At 64.8% G+C, this 18,950-nt stretch carries 12 protein-coding genes; 7 read left to right on the forward strand and 5 right to left on the reverse strand.

Features of this window, described 5'->3' with window-relative positions:
- Window positions 1-91: 91 nt before the first annotated feature.
- From B5F90_RS11180 to B5F90_RS08820, 3 genes are all read left to right on the forward strand, one after another.
- A complete protein-coding gene (locus B5F90_RS11180; RefSeq protein WP_239307777.1) occupies window positions 92-1,039 on the forward strand; it encodes a hypothetical protein in 948 nt (315 codons plus the stop codon).
- A 567-nt stretch (window positions 1,040-1,606) separates the two neighbouring features.
- A complete protein-coding gene (gene gyrA / locus B5F90_RS08815) occupies window positions 1,607-4,198 on the forward strand; it encodes a DNA gyrase subunit A (RefSeq protein ID WP_087362437.1) in 2,592 nt (863 codons plus the stop codon).
- Between the two features lie 149 nt (window positions 4,199-4,347).
- On the forward strand, window positions 4,348-5,694 hold the full coding sequence (locus tag B5F90_RS08820; RefSeq protein ID WP_087362438.1) for a tetratricopeptide repeat protein: 1,347 nt from the start codon (window positions 4,348-4,350) through the stop codon (window positions 5,692-5,694).
- 512 nt (window positions 5,695-6,206) lie between these two features.
- Here B5F90_RS08820 and B5F90_RS08825 read toward each other — a convergent pair.
- A complete protein-coding gene (locus B5F90_RS08825) occupies window positions 6,207-7,709 on the reverse strand; it encodes a pseudouridine synthase (RefSeq protein ID WP_087362439.1) in 1,503 nt (500 codons plus the stop codon).
- Between the two features lie 426 nt (window positions 7,710-8,135).
- Between B5F90_RS08825 and B5F90_RS08830 the strand changes: the two genes are divergently transcribed.
- Complete coding sequence (locus B5F90_RS08830; RefSeq protein ID WP_087362440.1) at window positions 8,136-9,494, forward strand: MATE family efflux transporter; 1,359 nt, start codon at window positions 8,136-8,138, stop codon at window positions 9,492-9,494.
- Window positions 9,495-9,647: 153 nt separating this feature from the next.
- Here B5F90_RS08830 and B5F90_RS08835 read toward each other — a convergent pair whose 3' ends face one another.
- The 4 genes from B5F90_RS08835 to ligA all read right to left on the reverse strand — a co-directional run bounded on the left by B5F90_RS08835 (window position 9,648) and on the right by ligA (window position 15,433).
- A complete protein-coding gene (locus tag B5F90_RS08835; RefSeq protein ID WP_239307778.1) occupies window positions 9,648-11,138 on the reverse strand; it encodes a clostripain-related cysteine peptidase in 1,491 nt (496 codons plus the stop codon).
- The gene (locus B5F90_RS08840) at window positions 11,099-11,845 is read right to left on the reverse strand and encodes a DUF4919 domain-containing protein (protein ID WP_087362441.1); all 747 of its coding nucleotides are present in this window, start codon (window positions 11,843-11,845) and stop codon (window positions 11,099-11,101) included. The genes B5F90_RS08835 and B5F90_RS08840 overlap by 40 nt, the downstream gene beginning before the upstream one ends.
- Before the next feature lie 45 nt (window positions 11,846-11,890).
- Window positions 11,891-12,781 (reverse strand): 4-hydroxy-tetrahydrodipicolinate synthase, encoded by an 891-nt coding sequence (gene dapA, locus B5F90_RS08845; RefSeq protein WP_087362442.1) that lies wholly within the window; start codon window positions 12,779-12,781, stop codon window positions 11,891-11,893.
- A 312-nt stretch (window positions 12,782-13,093) separates the two neighbouring features.
- The gene (gene ligA / locus B5F90_RS08850) at window positions 13,094-15,433 is read right to left on the reverse strand and encodes an NAD-dependent DNA ligase LigA (protein ID WP_087362443.1); all 2,340 of its coding nucleotides are present in this window, start codon (window positions 15,431-15,433) and stop codon (window positions 13,094-13,096) included.
- A gap of 258 nt (window positions 15,434-15,691) precedes the next feature.
- Here ligA and B5F90_RS08855 point away from each other — a divergent pair, with 258 nt between their 5' ends.
- The 3 genes from B5F90_RS08855 to B5F90_RS08865 all read left to right on the forward strand — a co-directional run bounded on the left by B5F90_RS08855 (window position 15,692) and on the right by B5F90_RS08865 (window position 18,896).
- Window positions 15,692-16,024, forward strand: coding sequence for a hypothetical protein (locus B5F90_RS08855; protein WP_087362444.1), 333 nt, complete (start codon window positions 15,692-15,694; stop codon window positions 16,022-16,024).
- Window positions 16,025-16,063: 39 nt separating this feature from the next.
- Entirely contained in the window at window positions 16,064-16,684 is a 621-nt protein-coding gene (locus B5F90_RS08860) for a leucine-rich repeat domain-containing protein (protein ID WP_204229548.1), read from the forward strand.
- Window positions 16,685-17,630: 946 nt separating this feature from the next.
- Window positions 17,631-18,896: an adenylosuccinate synthase gene (locus tag B5F90_RS08865; protein ID WP_087362445.1), complete on the forward strand. Its 1,266-nt coding sequence runs from the start codon at window positions 17,631-17,633 to the stop codon at window positions 18,894-18,896.
- Window positions 18,897-18,950 lie beyond the last annotated feature (54 nt).

An 18,950-nucleotide genomic window follows, 5' to 3' on the forward strand; every position in this document is an offset into this window, starting at 1 on the left:
TTGCGGACGGTCAACCTGAGGCCGGGAGGCGTCGATTCTGGCCGGGCAACCCGCCGGATGGCGCAATATGAACCGACAAATACCTTTGAAGATGATGAAATACGGAATCCATACATGGGGGTGGCCGCTCTGCGGCGCGCTGCTGCTCTTCGCTGCTCAGCCGCTCCGGGCGGCGCAGGCATTCCTCGGCGCTTCGACCGCCGCGGAGGTTCGCTCTGCGACGGAGCTTCGCTTCGCTGCCGGACTGCCGGCCGCGGCTGTGTCGGAGGCCGCGGCTGTGTCGGAGTTTGCGGCTGCAACGGAGACGGAGGCGGCAACTGCCGCCGAGGGCGCCGGGTTTGCCGGGTTTGCCGAGGCGTCCGGGACGGCTGTTGAGGCTGCGTCTGCGTCGGAGTTTGCGGCTGCAACCGAGGCGGAGGCTGCAACTGTCGCTGCGGCTGTACGTGCGACGGATGCCGGGACCCGCGTGGCTGCGGCGCCCTCCTCGGAGCTTTCGCAGCGGGCCGAAGAGCTGCTCCGGCGGCTGGTGGCCTCCATCAGGGCGCTGGGCGACTACGGCGTTTCGTTTGCCGTCGAGAGCGGCGACCAGACGGTCGAGGGGCACTACAGCGTCTCGGGCAACCGCTACAGCATGACGCTGGGCGATGCCGAGGTCTTCTGCGACGGCAAGGTCCGCTATGAGGTGGACCACCGCCGACGCGAGGTGGTCATCGACCGGGTCAACGAGTCGAGCCGCAACATCGTCGACAACCCGACGCGCGCCTTCGACTTCCTCGATGCGCAGTACCGTGCCTCGCTCGTCAGCGAGGTGGGCTCGTGCGCCGTGGTGCGCCTCACGCCGGCGGAGGGGGGTGCGCTGCCCGTGGGGAGCATCCTGCTCGAGGTGGATACCTCTGCCGCAAAGCCCCGTTCGCTGACCTACGACTTCGACGGCGAGCAGATTGTGGTGCGGGTGAGCCGCATCGCTGCGGAGCATGCGGCCCTGCGCACGTTCGACGCCTCGGCCTGCAAGGGCTACGAGTTCATCGACTTCCGGTAGCCCGTCCGCGGCCAGCCATCCGGCGCGGCCAGCCATCCGGCGCGGCCCGCCATCCGGCGCGGCCAGCCTTCCGCCCACGACCTGCTGTCCGGCACGGCCCGCCTCCCTGTTGCGGCCAGCTTTCTGTTGTAACCCGCGGCCCGGCACGGCCCGTCATCCTGTTGCGGCCCGCCATCCGGCGCCGTCTGCCGGTCGTCTGCGGCCTGCCGTTCGGCACTTCCGGCTTTTCGGTGCTGCCGGTTTTTCTGCGTTGCCGGCCTTCCGTCCGCGGCGGCTCCGATGGGTGCGGCCGGTTGTGGCGAGCCTCCGGCCGCCATTGATTGCAGAGGCGGTGCCCGCGGCCGAAACGGTCGCACGGCGGTTACGACCCGCAGCGAAACCCCGTAAAAATCCCGACCCCCTGTCGGGATTTTTTTTTGAACGGCTCAAATCGCCCGAAAGGGGGCCTTGCGGGGACAAATCGCGCGAATTGCCCCGTCGCGGCCCCAGATTTCGGCGCCCAAAGTTGGCCATATCGAAAAAAAAGCCTATTTTTGTCTGTTAAAACGAAGGTAATTCCAGAGAGAAATGCTAACTGAAGAAGAAAAGAATGCCGGTTTGGTGGGGCGTATCATCCCCATTAACATCGAGGAGCAGATGAAGACGGCCTACATCGACTATTCGATGTCGGTCATCGTGTCGCGTGCGCTTCCCGATGTGCGGGACGGTCTGAAGCCCGTGCATCGCCGTATCCTCTACGACATGAGCGCCGAGCTGAATCTCTATTCGGACAGACCCACGCGTAAGTCGGCACGTATCGTCGGCGACGTGCTCGGTAAGTTCCACCCCCACGGCGACTCGTCGGTCTACGACGCCATGGTGCGTCTGGCCCAGGACTGGTCGATGCGCTACCCGCTCGTGGACGGCCAGGGCAACTTCGGCTCGATGGACGGCGACTCGCCTGCCGCCATGCGTTACACCGAGGCCCGCATGAAGAAAATCACCGACGAGGTGATGGCCGACATCGACAAGGAGACGGTCGACTGGACGCTCAACTTCGACGATACGATTCCCGAACCCACGGTCCTCCCCACGAAGATTCCGCTGCTGCTGGTCAACGGCGCGAGCGGTATTGCCGTCGGCATGGCGACCAACATGGCCCCGCACAACCTGGGCGAGGTGGTCGACGCCTGCTGCGCCTATGTCGACAACCCCGACATCGAGTGCGAGGAGCTGCTCAAATACGTCAAGGCCCCCGACTTCCCGACGGGAGGCATCATCTACGGCTACGAGGGTGTGCGCGAGGCGCTGCTCACGGGCCGCGGTCGGGTGGTCATGCGCGCCCGCACCGAAATCGAGCATACGGCCAGCGGCCGCGAGTGCATCGTCATCACGGAGATTCCCTACATGGTCAACAAGGCGGAGATGATTAAGAAAATCGCCGACATGATCAACGAGAAGAAGATTGAGGGCATCTCCTACATCAACGACGAGTCGGACCGCAACGGACTGCGCATCATCGTGATTCTGAAGCACGATGCCGTGGCGAGCGTCGTGCTCAACACGCTCTACAAGAATACGCCGCTGCAGACGGTCTTCCCGGTGAACAACATCGCGCTGGTCAACGGCCGCCCGCAGCTGCTCAACCTGCGCGACCTGGTCAAGCACTTCGTCAACCACCGCCACGACGTGGTGGTGCGCCGCACGCGCTTCGAGCTGCGCAAGGCCGAGGAGCGCCTCCACATCGTGCTGGGTCTGCTCATCGCCCAGGACAACATCGACGAGATTGTCCACATCATCCGCTCGTCGCAGACCCCCGACGCCGCCAAGCAGACGATGATTCAGCGCTTCGGGCTGAGCGACATCCAGGCTTCGGCCATCATCGAGATGCGTCTGCGCGCCCTCACGGGGCTCGAGCACGGCAAGCTGGTGGCCGAGCGCGACGAGCTCGAGAAGCAGATTGCCCACCTGAAGGAGGTGCTGGCCAACGTCGGCATGCAGCTCGAGATTGTCAAGCAGGAGCTGCTCGAGGTCAAGGAGAAGTACGGCGACGAGCGCCGCACGGAGATTGTCTACGCCTCGGAGGAGTTCAACCCCGAGGACTTCTACGCCGACGACGACATGGTCATCACCATCTCGCACATGGGCTACATCAAGCGCACGCCGCTGGCCGAGTACCGTACGCAGAACCGCGGCGGCGTGGGTGCCAAGGGGAGCGCCACGCGCGACGAGGACTTCATCGAGCACATCTATACGGCCACGATGCACAACACGATGCTCTTCTTCACGGAGAAGGGCCGCTGCTACTGGCTTAAGGTCTACGAGATTCCCGAGGGCACGCGCAGCTCGAAGGGCCGCGCCATCCAGAACGTCATCCAGATTGAGCCCGACGACAAGGTGCGCGCCTACATCCACGTCAAGCGTCTGGACGATGCCGACTACGTGAACAGCCACTACATCGTCATGTGCACGAAGGAGGGCGTCATCAAGAAGACGCTGCTCGAGGCCTACTCGCGTCCGCGTCAGAACGGCGTCAACGCGATTGTCATCCGCGAGGGCGACCAGCTGCTCGAGGCGAAGCTCACGAACGGCAGCGCCGAAATCATGATTGCGGCCCGCGGCGGCAAGGCGATTCGCTTCAACGAGACGACGGTGCGTCCCATCGGACGTGTGGGCGCCGGCGTGCGCGGCATTTCGCTCGAGGAGGGCGACAAGGTGGTCGGCATGATTTGCATCGAGCCCGACTCGAAGCAGGACGTGCTCGTGCTGAGCGAGAACGGCTACGGCAAGCGCACCGACCTGGAGGAGTACCGCATCACCAACCGCGGCGGCAAGGGCGTGAAGACGATTAACATCACGGAGAAGACCGGCGACCTGATTTCGATTCAGGCCGTGACCGACGACAACGACCTGATGATTATCAACCGCTCGGGCCTGACCATCCGCACGGCCGTGTCGCAAATCCGCATGGCGGGACGCGCCACGCAGGGCGTGCGCATCATCAACCTGCGCGAGGGCGACGCGATTGCTTCGGTCATGGCCGTGCCGCATGCCGACGAGGAGGAGACTTCTGCCGCAACGGACGAAACGGCGGGACAGACCGCAGTCGAGGCTCCGGATGCGGAGAACGGCGCTCAGGACGCAACGACCGAGACGACTGAGACGACCCCGGAGAAGTAGTTCCTCCGGGCCGTTTCGGCCGGAAAGGACATCTTTGGGGCAGTTTCATGCGGCGCATCTGTTGCAGTAGTGGATTTTATGCCTATATTTGCAGGTAGGAAACACCGCATGACGGAAACCAAATACAAACACCTAAAAATAAGTTCTTTATGAAAAAAACATGTGTAACGGCCCTCGCGGCGCTGCTTCTGGCAGTTCCCGCCGTGCAGGCTCAGAAGGTGAACAAGGATTCGTTCCTTTCGAAAATCGAGAAGAGCGACGCCGACATCGCCGACGCCAAGAAGGGAGCCAAGGCTGCAACGTGGGTAAATCGCGGCAAGCTCTTCTTCGAGGCCGTATCCGAACCGACGAAGGACCTGTTCCTCGAAATGGACCCCGTGATGCTCAAGTTCAACGACGGAGAGCCCCAGTCGACCTCCGAGGTGACCTTGCTCGACGTGCCCTACACGGCCTATGTATATCCCTACTACACGGCCTATGTCAAGGACAACAAGATTATGGCATGGACGCAGACCCAGGAGATTTACCCCGGCGCTCTGGAGCTCTCGCTCGAGGCCTACAACAAGGCCTACGACATGGACCCCAAGACCGCATCGAAGGTCAAGGTCGGTCTGAAGCAAATCAGCGACTTCTGCGCACAGGCCGGTGACGTGAGCATCACCACGGGCAAGTATGCCGACGCGGCCAAGTACTACATGACGGCCTATGCCGCACAGAGCAGCCCCGCCTACGGCGAGAAGCCCAACCTGGCGCTGCTCTACTATGCGGGCTATCTGAAGACGGTCGAGGGTTCGACGAACCCCGAGGCCTATGCCGAGGGTGCCGACTACCTGAACCGTGCGCTCGAGCAGGGCTATACGGACGAGGATGGCAACATCTACTACTACCTCTTCCACTGCTACTACGGCCAGAAGGATAAGGACGCAGCCTTCGTCATGAAGAGCAAGGATGCGCTGCTGGAGGGTATCGAGAAGTTCCCGAAGAGCGAGCGTATTCTCGACGGTCTGATGCAGCTCTACACGGCCGAGAAGGGCGTGGGCGACCCCGCCGACCTGGTGACGATGATTGACGCCGCCATTGCCGAGAATCCGACCAACACGGACCTCTGGTTCGGCCGCGGCCGTATTTTCTACGCGCTGAAGAACTACGACGAGAGCATCAAGTCGTTCGAGAAGATTGTCGAGCTGAAGCCCGACATGTACGAGGGCAACTACTACCTCGGCCTCTTCTATGCGCTCAAGGGCGATGCCATGAATAAGGAGATGAACGAGCGTCAGTACAGCAGCCAGGCCGACTACGATGCCGATCTGAAGACGGTCAATGCGGTCTACATGGCAGCAGTGCCCTGGTTCGAGAAGGTCCTCGAGCTGAAGCCCAACGACCCGGACGCCGTTGAGTTCCTCAAGTCGCTCTGCTTCCGTCTGCGTGACGAGGAGGGCATGATGGACAAGTACAAGAAGTACAACGACCTCTACAACCAAATCAAGGGTAACTAATCGCCCGGCGGTTTGAACGAAGCGCGGCAGCCTTTAGCGGGCTGCCGCTTTTTTTGTGCCTGCCGGGGAGGGGAGGCACTTGGAGGTGCGGGAAGGCGCGGGGCGGCGCTTTTCCGGGCGGCGCGGACGTGGAAGACGTGGCAGGAAGAGGGTGCTTTTTCCCAGCCGGTTCGGGGGGGCGGATGGTGCGGGCGAGGATGCGGATGTAGGGTGGCGGTTCCGGTGCCGGGAGCCGCTTTTTTGTGTCTGTCGGGGAGGGGGGCGCGGGGAGGCGCGGCAGGAGGTGTGTGTGGGCGGTTGGTTTGGGCGCCGGAGAGGAGGTCGTGGGGCAAGCGAGTGTTGGACGCTTGTGTCGTCGGGTAGGCGACTGTCTGTGTGTGTGGGGGGGGTTAGTGCCGGACCGGGTGGCGGAGAGGATGCCGGAACAGCCGGGGTGAGGCGGTGGAAGATAAAAAACGGAGGCCGCACCGATGGCGGCCTCCGTGGTCCGGCGGCGGTTAGCCCGCGGCGCACTATTCGTACTGTCCCGACTTGAGGCGCTCAACCTCCTCGCGCGTGAGGAAGCGCCACTGTCCGCGCTTAAGGTTCTTCTTCGTCAGACCGGCGTAGTAGACCCGGTCGAGCTTCAGCACCGTATAGCCCAGATGCTCGAAGATGCGCCGCACGATGCGGTTGCGCCCCGAGTGGATTTCGATGCCGACCTCCTCCTTGTTCTCCGAAACGTAGGAGATTTCATCGGCATAGATTTCGCCGTCCTCGAGCGTGATGCCCTCGGCGATGGCATCCATGTCGGCACGCGTGAGGGGCTTGTCGAGCGTCACCTGGTAAATCTTCTTCTTGCGGTAGGAGGGGTGGGTGAGTTGCTTGGTCAGGTCGCCGTCGTTGGTGAAGAGCAGCAGTCCCACGCTGTTCTTGTCGAGCCGGCCAACCGGATAGATGCGCTCCGTGCAGGCTCCCTTGACCAGCTCCATCACCGTCTTGTCGGTGTGGGGGTCCTCCATCGTGGTCACATATCCCTTGGGCTTGTTGAGCACGAGGTAGACCTTCTTCTCGCCCTGTACGCGCTCGCCGTTGAAGCGCACGTCGTCCGTCGGCTTCACCTTGCTCCCCAGCTCCGTGACCACCTGCCCGTTGACCGTGACCACGCCCGCCTGGATGTAGTCGTCGGCCTCGCGGCGCGAGCAGAGGCCCGACTGCGCGATGAAGCGGTTGAGGCGAATCTCGCCGCTCCCCTTCGCCGCGTCGAAACGCGGATAGGAGCTCCATTCGCCGCGCCGCGCCGAGGAGAAGCGTCCGCCGCGCTCCTCGCGGCGCCCGTCGTACGAGGGCCGTTCGCCATACTTGCGCGGAGCCTTGCGCTCGCCGTATGCCGAGGCGGAGCGCCCCTCTGCGCGGTTGTTGTCGTATCGCTTGTTGGGTTTGTGCGGTGTGTGGCCGTACTCCCCGGCGCGGCGTTCGCGGCGGTCGTCACGGCGGTCGTCACGGCGGTCGTCACGGCGGTCGTCACGGCCGCGGCCTGCACGCCGCTCCTCGTCACGCTCGTCGCGCTGCCCGTAGCGGCCGTACTCCTCGCGCGGCTCCTCGTCGTAGTAACCGTACTGCTCTTCGCGGCGGTCGCGGCGCTCGTAGCGCTCATAGCGGCCGCGCGTCTCGTGCCGCTCGTCGCGGTCGCGCGTTGCGTACTGCCCGCGGCGGCTCTCGCCTCCGCGTGCGGCGCCTCCCCGGCCCTGGAAGCCTCGTCCGGAGTGCTCCTTCTCGCCGTAGTGCGGACGCTCGCCGTAGCTGCGGCCCTGCTGCTCCTCGTGCAGCGGGCGGTTGTCGGCCGTGAAGTTGGGGTTGTACGAAGCCCGTTTGCGGGGCTGTCGGTCCGTTGTGGGTCGCTCCGAGTCGGCGGCATCGCGCTGCGGACGCGGGCTGCGCTCAACGCGTTCCGCCGTGACCGTTGCGGTACGCACCCGCTTGTCACGCCCGAAGCGTGCGAGTGCGTCGGTTGAGTCGTTCTTGTGTTCTTTCATACGAATGGTCGAGTTCGACGTGGATGTTTTTTCGGTATGGTCTGTTTGCTGAACGGAGGCTCCTGCCGGCGGCGGAATACGTCGAACTCGTTTCGGGGCGTCGCTGACGCCCGGATTCCTGCCGGCATTTGCCCCTTTTGCCCGGTCGGCGGCTGCGTCTCCGCCGTGCGGAGCGGCGGCCCTGCGCATGGGTCCGGGCACGGGAAGGGGGCTTCCCCTCCGATGCGCTAACCCGCACGCGTCGACAAGGTTGCACAAAGGTAATTCAATTTTCGGGATTCTGCACACGCTTCGTGCCGAAATCGGAAACAAAAGGGGGGCGGGGCCTTCATTTTGTCGAATTAAAGTGTATCTTTGTATTCGCTTCGCCGGAACCCCCTGCCGCGGCGGCTCTTTGCGGCATCTACCCTCCGGCGGCGAGTGCCCATGTCGATGAACCGCGAAATCCTGCGCCTGGCGCTGCCCAACATCGTCTCGAACATCACGGTGCCCCTGATGGGCATCGTCGGTACGGCCATCGCCGGCCACTCGGCCGGTGACTCGGCGGCCAACATCGGGGCGCTGGCCATCGGGGTCTCGATTTTCAACTTCATCTACTGGAACTGCTCCTTCGTGCGGATGGGCACGAGCGGCTTCACGGCGCAGGCCTTCGGTGCGGGCGACTTCCGCGAGTGCACCAACATGCTGGCCCGTGCGCTGGTGGTGGCCGCCTCGATGGGGCTGCTGGTCGTCGCGCTGCAGTACCCCATCGGCGAGCTGGCGCTCTGGGCCATGAACGGCGGCGAGATGACGCGCGCCTACTTCTACGCCCGCATCTGGGCCGTCCCGGCGGGCATCATGCTCTTCGGCTTCAACGGCTGGTATACGGGCATGCAGAACGCCCTGATTCCGATGTGCACGGCCGTGACGGTCAACATCGTCCACGTGGGGTGCAGCCTCTGGTTCGCCTTCGGCATGAAGATGGGCATCGTCGGCATCGCCTACGGCTCCGTTGCGGGGCAGTGGACGGGGGTGATGCTGGCGGCGCTGCTGCTGGTGTGGCGCTACCGGCACGTGCTGACGGGCATCGACTGGCGCGAGGTCTTCGACCTGCGTCCGCTGCGCCACTTCTTCATCGTCAACCGCGACATCATGCTGCGCACGCTCTGCATCGTGGCCGTCTACTCCTTCTTCACGGGGGCTTCGGCCCGCATGGACAACCCGGCGATGCTGGCGGTCAACACGCTGCTGCTCGAGCTCTTCACCCTCTTCTCCTACATGAACGACGGCTTCGCCTATGCCGCCGAGGCGCTCACGGGGCGCTTCATCGGGGCGCGCGACGGCCGCTCGCTGCGCGCATGCCTCAAGCGTTGCATCTTCTGGGGGACGGCCGTCTCGGCCCTCTTCGTGGGCATCTACATCGTCTGGTGGCGCGACCTGGTGGGGCTCTTCGTCGACGCGTCGGCCCCCGACGCCCCGACCATCGTCGAGCTTGCCGGGCGCTACATCGTCTGGATTATCATCATCCCCATCGCCAGTGCCATGCCCTTCATCATGGACGGCATCATGGTGGGAGCGACCCATACGCGCGTGATGCGCAACTCGATGTTCTGGGCTACGGCGGCCTACTTCGCCATCTACCACCTCTTCTACGGGTGGATTGGCAACAACGCCCTCTGGCTCGCATTCATGCTCTACATGTTCCTGCGCGGCGTGCTGCAGTTCTTCATGACGCGCCGCCTGCAGGTCATCTATGCGCGGGCCGATGCGGGCCGGGTCGGGTACGCGTCGCCGGTCCGGGAGTAGGCGGGAGCGGAAGTCGGAGGTTAGGGCTGGGCAAAAGGATAAAAGGGAAGCGACCCTTGCGGGGTCGCTTCTCTTCTTTTTTTATGGGCTGGCGGCGGAGCTATGGTCGGCAGGTCGCGCGGGCGGCCGGTCGGCACCCCGGTCAGCGGCCCGCTATTCGTGCGTGGCCTGCCACCATGCGGTCTGCTGCTTGGTCCGCGTGGCGTCGCTCGTGCTCGGGTCCGAGGTGGTGATGCCCGAGAAGGTGTGAATCGCCTTCGCTCCGCTCGACATCGAGTAGAACTCCGGCGTGTGGCGGTGGTAGGGGACCGTGCGGGCGAGCTGCTCCTCGAACTCGGCAAGCAGCGTGGGCGAGGTGCAGAGGTGGCGGACGTAGTCCCCCAGGTCGAAGAAACGCGTCGGGTTGTAGCCGTCGAGCACCTGCAGCTCGGAGAGCTGCGAGCCGTCGAAGACATCGCCCGCATTGATGCGCTTCATGATGTCGGCCAGACGCTCCAGCTCGGCGCAGTCCGTCACGCCAATCGTCCCGTAGGGGTACTGGTACGAACTGTAGAAGCGGTAGAACGACTCGCAGATGTTCTCGTAGTCGGGTTCGCCGACCAGGTAGCGCCCCATCAGGGCGTAGGGGAATCCGTAGGCCATGATTTCGCACGTCGAGCCGATGAGGTGGCGCGTGACGTGGCGCAGGTCGTAGGCCACCTCGACCGACGACATGTAGCAGTCGTCGAAGAGGATGTACTCCATCTCCATGCCGGCCTGCGTGATGCCCTCGGCCAGCGTGGTGATGTCGGTCCGGTACTGGTCCAGCTTGCCGCCGAACCAGCGGGTCAGTGCCGCACCCTCGGCCGCATACTCCCAGTACTCCCGCTCGCGCGGAGCCGCGCTGCCGGGCCGCGCGTAGATGCCCGAGACGGGGAGCCAGGCCATGCCGTGGCTGCCAATCGTCATGGCGTAGCGCTCGGCGGGGGCCGTCTGGCGCACCTGCTCGAGGATGGAGGCGATGCCCTCGGCCGTGGTGAAGTCGGGCGCCGTATCGTAGGTGCGGTGGTTCAGCCGGACGCACTGCCCGTTGTCGTGGTAGAGCTCGAAGAACTCGGCCCGCCGCTCATCGGGCATGAAGAAGACCACGAGCCGCGTATCGCCGAGGTAGCCGGCGGCGACGGTCTGCTCCATGTCGGCGAGGTTCTGCTCGAAGAACGAGGTGAGGTCGCCCGACCAGGGCATGTACATGAGCAGCGTCTGGGGCGCCGTGGCCATGCTCTGCTCGACGCCTACCTGCGTCTGGAGCCCGCCCTTGTCGAGCTGCAGCGTGATGCTGCCCAGCTCGCGGCGCAGCCGCCCGTCATTCGCGGCGAGCGCCCGCACCGTGACGGTCGTCTCGCCGCGGTCGCCGCTCGCGGGGCCGACGACCTCGAACTCCTCGCCCGTCGTGGTGAGCGACCACGGGCCGCTCGACGAGACGGTGAACGACGCCTCGGAGCCCGCCTCGGAGCGCAGCACGACGCTCGCGACGTTGCTCTCAAGGCGCTGCCGCTCGCCTTCCTCCTTGCTGCAGCCGAAGGCCGCGGCGGCCGTCAGCACGAGCAGCAGCAGGCGGCGTGCGATTATTTGTAGGTGCGGGGTTTCAGATTGTTGAATTGCCATGTGCGGTCACGTTTATAGGTGTATCCTTCGGGTTTGTTGCGGTAGATGCGGCTGAAGTCGAAGTAGAACCCCTTGCGCTTCTTCCCCTCGATGACCATGGGCGAGACGAGCGGCACGAACTCGACCTCGCGGCTGATGACGCGGCTGCGGCCGTAGGGGAGCCCCTCGGAGGCGAGCACGTCGAGTGCATGGTCGAACATGAGGATGTGCTGCGGCGTCTTCTGCGTGTAGCCGTCGCCCGACTGCTCGATGGTGCGGATGATGCGGTTCATCCGTTCGTAGTAGGCCCGCTCGCGGATGGTGTCGCCCAGCGCCCCGTAGGCGTAGGCCATCAGGTTGAGCACCTTCGGGCTGAAGGGGTCGACCTTCTGGGCGTCGTTGCCCGCCGAGACGAGCAACTCGAGGTCCTCGCGCAGCGGCCGCTCGACGTCGATGCGCGCGGCAATCATCAGCATGCGGTCGAGCGCCTGGTTCGAGGCGAAGGGCTTGTAGGCATCCTGGAAGGCGTAGCCGTAGTAGAGGTAGTGGTAGTCCTCGTCGGTCATCGTCGAATCGCCCGCGTTGTAGCGCATCATCAGCTTCGTGTAGTAGAAGGGCGAGGCGGTGTTCATCGTCCGGTCGAGGATGTCTTCGTCGTCGGGCACCTTGGCCAGCGCCAGCGCCGGCAGGAGCAGCAGTGCAAGGAGCACTTGTTCGAATCGTTTCATAGGCAGCGGTTGTGCACGTTACTGGATGGATAACTAACGTGCAGCCTACCGCAAATCGTATTCCGCAATGAGTTTTTCGAAGCGGCGGCGCAGCGCTTCGGTCCCCTCGACCAGCGGCAGACGCATCGTGGGGCCGATGAGCCCCATCGTCGCCAGGGCGCACTTCACGCCGACGGGGTTGCCCTCGGCGAAGAGCGCCTCGACCGCCTCGCGCAGCCGTTCGTAGGCGCGGTCGGCCTCGTCGAACGCCCCGCGCTTGGCCAGGTTGATGCACTCCATGAAGCGGCGCGGGAAGGCGTTCGCCGCCACCGAGATGACGCCGTCGCCGCCGCGGCGCATCAGCTCGAGCGTCATGCCGTCGTCGCCCGAGAGGACGAGGAACCCTTCGGGGCGGTTGTCGAGAATCTGCTGCATCTGCTCGATGTTGCCCGAGGCCTCCTTGATGCCGATTACGTTGGGGAAGTCGCGCGCGATGCGGAGCGTCGTCTCGGCCGTCATGTTGACCCCCGTGCGGCCGGGGATGTTGTAGAGGATGACGGGCAGCGGCGAGTGCTCCGAGACGGTGCGGAAGTGCTGGTAGAGCCCCTCTTGCGAGGGTTTGTTGTAGTAGGGCGTCACGCTCAGGATGGCGTCGGCGCCCCGCAGGTCGAATTCGCGCAGCTGGTCGAGCACCTCCGAGGTGGAGTTGCCGCCGCAGCCCATCACCAGCGGCACGCGGCCGCGGATGTGGTCGGTGATGTACATGGCGATGACGGCCCGTTCGGGCATGTAGAGCGTCGGCGTCTCGGCCGTGGTGCCCAGGGCCACGATGTAGTCGACGCCCCCCTCGATGACGTAGTCGAGCATGCGGGCCAGAGCCTGGTAGTCCACCCGTCCGTCGGGCGTAAAGGGGGTTATCATGGCGGCGCCTGCGCCGGCCAGTTTGTTCTGTAACATGGTTTGTTCGCTGTTTAGGGTTTATGGTTTGCGGGCCTCGGACCGGTTACCGGTCGTGCCCCTGTTCATGGTGCTGATGGTTGTCTGCGGCCGGAGCCGCTGGGCCGGAGCCGCCGCCCCGGTTGAGTTCGGCTGGAGCCGCGCCCCGGGAGTGTTCGGTCGGAGCTGCCGTCCGGAAACATTCGGCCGGAGCCGCCGCGGGAGTGCCGCCCCGGAGCCGCCGCATCCCGGAAGCGTTGGGCCGGAGCCGCCGCATCCCGGAAGCGTTGGGCCGGAGCCGCCGCGGGAGTGTTGGGCCGGACCCGCCGCGCCTCAGAAGAGTTCGCCCTGCCGCGCCGCGCCGTCGCTGCCGGGCTTCGCGTCGGTTTCGGGCTTCGGTCCGGCGTCGGGTGCCGCTCCGGTCGGGCTGGCTGCCTGTGCCGTTTCGGTCGGGGGCTCCTCCGCCGCTCCGGGTGCCGCGCCTGCCTCGGGCTTCGGTTCTGCTTCGGGTTTCGCGCCTGCCTCGGGCTTCGCACCGGTTTCGGCCTGCTCCCCGGTCGGGCTGGCTGCCGGTTCCGTTTCGGTCGGAGTCTCCTCCGCCGCTTCGGGTGCCGCGCTTGTTTCGGGGGCCGCTCCTGCCTCGGGTTCCGTTCCTGCTTCGGGCACTGCCTCGGGCGAGTCGGCCTCGGCCAGCATGACGTCGAACTCCTCCTCGGAGATTATCTTCAGCCCCAGCTTCTCGGCCTTCTTGAGCTTCGCCGGGCCCATCTTCTCGCCCGCCACGATGTAGTCGACGTTGGCCGAGACGGCCGAGAGGTTGCGCCCGCCGTGCAGCTCGATGAGCTCCTTCAGCTCGTCGCGGCTGTGGTTCAGGAAACGTCCCGAGATGACGAAGCTCTTGCCCGCCAGACGGTTCGAGGCGAGCGTGCGGGCCCGGGCCTCCAGCTGCACCCCGGCTCTGCGCAGGCGGTCGATGATGCGCAGGTTCTCCTCGTCGGCGAAGTATTCGCGGATGGCGTCGGCGATGCGGCCGCCCACCTCGTCGGCCTCGACCAGCTCCTCGCGCGAGGCCTTCATCACGGCGTCGAGCGAGCCGAAGTGGCCCGCCAGATACTTGGCCGTCGTCTCGCCCACGAAGCGGATGCCCAGCGCGAAGAGCACCCGTGCGAAGGGCACCTCCGTCGAGCGGCGGATGGAGCGGATGATGTTCTCGGCCGACCGCTCGCCCAGCCGCGGCAGCGGGGCCAGCTGTTCGGCGCGCAGGTCGTAGAGGTCGGCGACGTTGCGCACCAGCGCGTTGTCGTAGAGCAGCTCGACGGTCTCCTCGCCCAGCCCCTCGATGTCCATCGCCTTGCGGCCGATGAAGTGGATGATGCGGCCGAGAATCTGCGGGCGGCAGCCGTCCGCATTGGGGCAGTAGTGCTTCGCCTCGCCCTCGTAGCGCACCAGCGGCGTGTGGCAGACGGGGCACTCGGTGATGTAGGTGAAGGGGCGGCTGTCGGCCGGGCGCATCGAGAGCTCGACGCCCGTGATTTTCGGGATAATCTCGCCCCCCTTCTCGACATAGACCATGTCGCCCGGGCGGATGTCGAGCAGCGCCATCTGCTCGGCGTTGTGGAGCGTCGCCCGGCGGACCGTGGTGCCGGCCAGCAGCACCGGTTCGAGGTTGGCCACCGGCGTGATGGCCCCCGTGCGCCCCACCTGGAAGTCGACGCTTGTGAGCCGCGTGAGGGCCTGCTCGGCCTTGAACTTGTAGGCGACGGCCCACTTCGGCGCCTTGGCCGTGAAGCCCAGCTGGCGCCGAAGGGCGAAGTCGTTGACCTTGATGACCACGCCGTCGGTCGGGAAGGGCAGCTCGCGCCGCGCCGTATCCCAGTGGTCGATGAAGGCGTCGACCTCGGCCCGCGTGTGGCAGATGCGCATCGCGTCGGATACCTTGAAGCCCCACGTGCGCGCCTGCTGCAGGCTCTCCCAGTGGTTCGTGAAGGGGAGGTTGTCGCCCGCCAGCTGGTAGAGCGTGCAGTCCAGCCCGCGGTGGGCCACCACCGACGAGGCCTGCTGCTTGAGCGTCCCGGCCGCCGCATTGCGCGGATTGGCCAGCAGCGGCTCGCCCGCCGCTTCGCGCTCGGCGTTCAGCCGGTCGAACGAGGCGTAGGGCATCAGCACCTCGCCGCGGATTTCGAACAGCTCGGGCCACCCCTCGCCGTGCAGATGCAGCGGCACGGAGCGGATGGTGCGGACGTTGGCCGTCACGTCGTCGCCCTCGACACCGTCGCCGCGCGTCGCGGCCAGCACCAGCGCGCCGTGTTCGTAGGTGAGCGAGATGGCCGTGCCGTCGAACTTCAGCTCGCAGACCAGGTCGGCGGCCCCCACCTCCCGCTCGATGCGGTCGATGAACTCGTGCAGCTCGTCGAGCGAGTAGGTGTTGCCCAGCGAGAGCATCGGGAAGCGGTGGCGGACGGTCCGAAAGTCGGAGGTCAGGTCGCTGCCCACGCGCACCGACGGCGAGTTGGGGTCGGCATACTGGGGATACTCCCGCTCGAGGTCGATGAGCTCGCGCATCATCGTGTCGAACTCGAAGTCGGAGATTTCGGGGGCGTTTTCGACGTAATATTTATAGTTGTGGCGGTCGAGCTCCCGGCGGAGCTCCTCGATTCGTTCCTGGGGTGTCATCGTGTTTGTCCGTTTGCCGCCCGGTGCCGAGTGGGGCGGGGCGGCTGCCCGTCGCGGCGCCTCCCGCCGGCGAAGAGGCCGGCGCGGGCAGCCCGTGGGGGCATTAAATATATGTATTGTTGTGTAAAGGTACGCAATTTGTTCAGAACATCATCGAAATTCGAAAAAAATGCAATAAAAAATATTCCGGGGTGGTGCGGTTTGCAAATTTTGCGTATACTTGCAGAAAATTTTTACACGTTAGTTTTACGCTGTACCATGACCAAACAGAATAGCACGAAGAAACATATCGTTGCGAGTCTCCACAACCTCAGCCCCGAACTTCAGGAAGCCGTGCGGGAGAAGTATCCCCTCGGATTCACCGACGCCATGATGCGTGTCGACAAGCCCAACGGCGACTTCTTCTACGCCGTACCGTTCGATACGGACGAGGTTGCCTATCTGGTGAAAATCGACGTGAAGGTCGACGACCACGCCCAGGATGACGACGACAAGGACTACTACGACGACGAAATCAAGGGCGCCGACGAGATTCAGGACGACGGCAGCTCGGAGGGGCTCGAAGAGACCGACGACGATATCGACATCTGACCTGTAAAAGACTCAATTTCAACAACATCATCATAGAACATGCGCCGTGCCCTTTCATCGCTTCTCGTGCTGCTCTGCACCTCGTGCGGACTGCTCGATGACGGGTACGACGACGCGGCGCGAACCGAATACCTGCGCTTTACCGACCCCGCCTTCGAGCGCTACTGCCTCGAGACGCTCGACCTGAACGACGACGGGCGCATCTCGCGCTACGAGGCCGAGCGCATCGTGCGGATGGACTGCTCGGGGTGCGGCATCGCCTCGCTCGACGAAATCTCCGACTTCCGCAACCTGCAGCGGCTCGACTGCAGCGACAACGACCTCACGCGGCTCGACCTCTCGTCGTGCCCGCGGCTCGTGGAGGTCAACTGCGCCCGCAACCGCATCTCGTGGCTCGATGTCGAGCGGCTCGCGATACTTGCGACGCTCGACTGCAGCGGCAACCTGCTCTCCTCGCTCGATTTGAGGGGCGATACGGCCCTCTCGACGCTCGTCTGCGGCGGCAACGCCCTGCGGACGCTCGACGTGAGCGGCTGCGCTGCCGTCATGGAGCGGGTCGATACGCAGTCGAGTCCCGAGCTGGAGACGCTCTACGTAAGCTCGACGCAGGAGATTCGCCAGTTGCAGGTGGACGGCCATACTGACGTGGTGGTGCTGTGACCCCGGCCGGCGGAGGGGGCGAGCAGCGGGGGCTGGGTTCCGGGCTGCGGACGGCCGAGACCCCGGACGGCTGAGAACTGTGACCCCGGCGGCTGAGAACTGTGACCCGGGCGGCGGGCGGAGGCTTTCACGGGGGGCTACCCGGACGGCTGAGATTCCGGCGGCCAGGCGGCTGAGCCCCGACCGGCGGGCGGCTGAGCGGCTGAGGCTCCGGATGGCGGAGGCTTTCACGGCTGTGACCCCGACCGACGGGCAGACCGAAATCGAAGGCAGACAGGCTGTTGCAGGAGAACATGCTGCCGGAAGTCTCCCGCAAAAGAGACGGGCTCCCGGAGTGCGGAGCCGTTGTCGTGCGGCAGGGTGTATCGGACGAGCATCCCGGAGCAGAAGCCCGTAGAGTAGCAGAGTAGTGTAGCAGAAATAGAAGTGAACGGACCGAGGTCCGTTTTTTTTGTGCCCGTATGTGTTCGGGCGGCGGCGCACCTTCCCCTCGGAACACTTTTTTTGCGTCCTGGCGGCGGGCGCATCTTCCCTTCGGAACACTTTTTTTGCGACCCGGCGGCCGGCCCGTCCCGTCTGCACCTCTGAACTCCCCGTCCCGCCCCTATCCCGCGCCGCTGAACACGCTGGCTCCGCCTCCGGGCTCCACCGCAGAACCACCTGCACCGCCCTGTCCCGCGCCGCTGAACGCGCTGGTCCCGCCCCGGCTCCACCGCAGAACCCCCTGCCCGTCCCCGTCCCGCGCCGCTGAACACGCTGGCCCTCTCCCGGTTGGGGCCCCGGAAACCTCCCCCGAAGGGCCGCAACACGCCCCCGAAAGCCCTTTTCGGGGCCATTTGTCGAAAAGTCGCCCCCGGAGTTGGGTATTTCGTGGAATATTTCGTACCTTTGGATGCAAATGGATGCAAAAAATGTCTTTTGCAGCCAATAACATAATTCGGATATCATGAAAAAAGTAGACGTCATTCTCGGCCTGCAGTGGGGCGACGAGGGTAAAGGCAAGGTTGTGGACGTGCTGACGCCCCACTATGAGGTGGTGGCGCGTTTCCAGGGCGGACCCAACGCCGGTCACACGCTGGAATTCAACGGCGAGAAATACGTACTGAGGTCGATTCCCTCGGGCATCTTCCAGGGCGGAAAGACCAACATCATCGGCAACGGCGTAGTGCTCGACGCCGTTCTTTTTCGTGCCGAAGCCGAGGAGCTGGCCCGCAGCGGCCACGACCTCACGCGGCAGCTCTGCATCTCGAAGAAGGCGCATCTGATTCTGCCGACGCACCGCATTCTCGACGCGGCCTACGAGGCTGCCAAGGGCAGCTCGAAAATCGGCACCACCGGTAAGGGCATCGGCCCGACCTATACGGACAAGGTGAGCCGCAACGGCATGCGCGTGGGCGACCTGCTGAGCCCCGACTTCCGCGCGATTTACGCCCGCGCAAAGGCACGCCACGAGCAGATTCTCCGCTCGCTGAACTATTCGTACGACATCACGGAGCTCGAGGCGCAGTGGTTCGAGGCGGTCGAGTACCTCAAGCGCTTCCGCATCATCGACAGCGAGTATGAAATCAACGCGCTGCTCGACAACGACAAGGCCATCCTGGCCGAGGGCGCCCAGGGCACGCTGCTCGACGTCGACTTCGGCTCCTATCCCTTCGTCACCTCCTCCAATACGGTCTGCGCCGGCGTCTGCACCGGTCTGGGCGTCGCTCCCCGCCGCATCGGCGAGGTCTACGGCATCTTCAAGGCCTACTGCACCCGTGTCGGAAGCGGCCCCTTCCCCACGGAGCTCTTCGACCAGACGGGCGAGCAGCTCTGCTCCATCGGCCACGAGTTCGGCGCCGTCACGGGCCGCCGCCGCCGCTGCGGATGGCTCGACCTGGTGGCACTCAAGTATTCGATTATGATTAACGGCGTCACACAGCTCATCATGATGAAGTCCGACGTGATGAACGACTTCGATACCGTGAAGGTGGCCGTCGCCTACGAAATCGGCGGCGAGCGCACGACGCGCTTCCCCTTCGAGACCGAGGCCGACATCAAGCCCGTCTACCGCGAATTCCCGGGCTGGAAGTCCGACCTGCGCAAGGTGACCCGCTACGAGGAGTTCCCCGAGGCGTTCCGCAACTACGTCGAGTTCATCGAGCAGCAGACGGGCGTCCCCGTGAAGATTATCTCGATTGGCCCCGACCGCGGCGAGACCATCGTCCGTTAGCATCGGCCACGACGCCGCGCGGCGGCCGTTTCGTGAAGAGGCGGCCGCCGCACG

It is taken from the genome of Alistipes sp. An31A (assembly GCF_002159425.1).
Taxonomy (GTDB): domain Bacteria; phylum Bacteroidota; class Bacteroidia; order Bacteroidales; family Rikenellaceae; genus Alistipes; species Alistipes excrementigallinarum.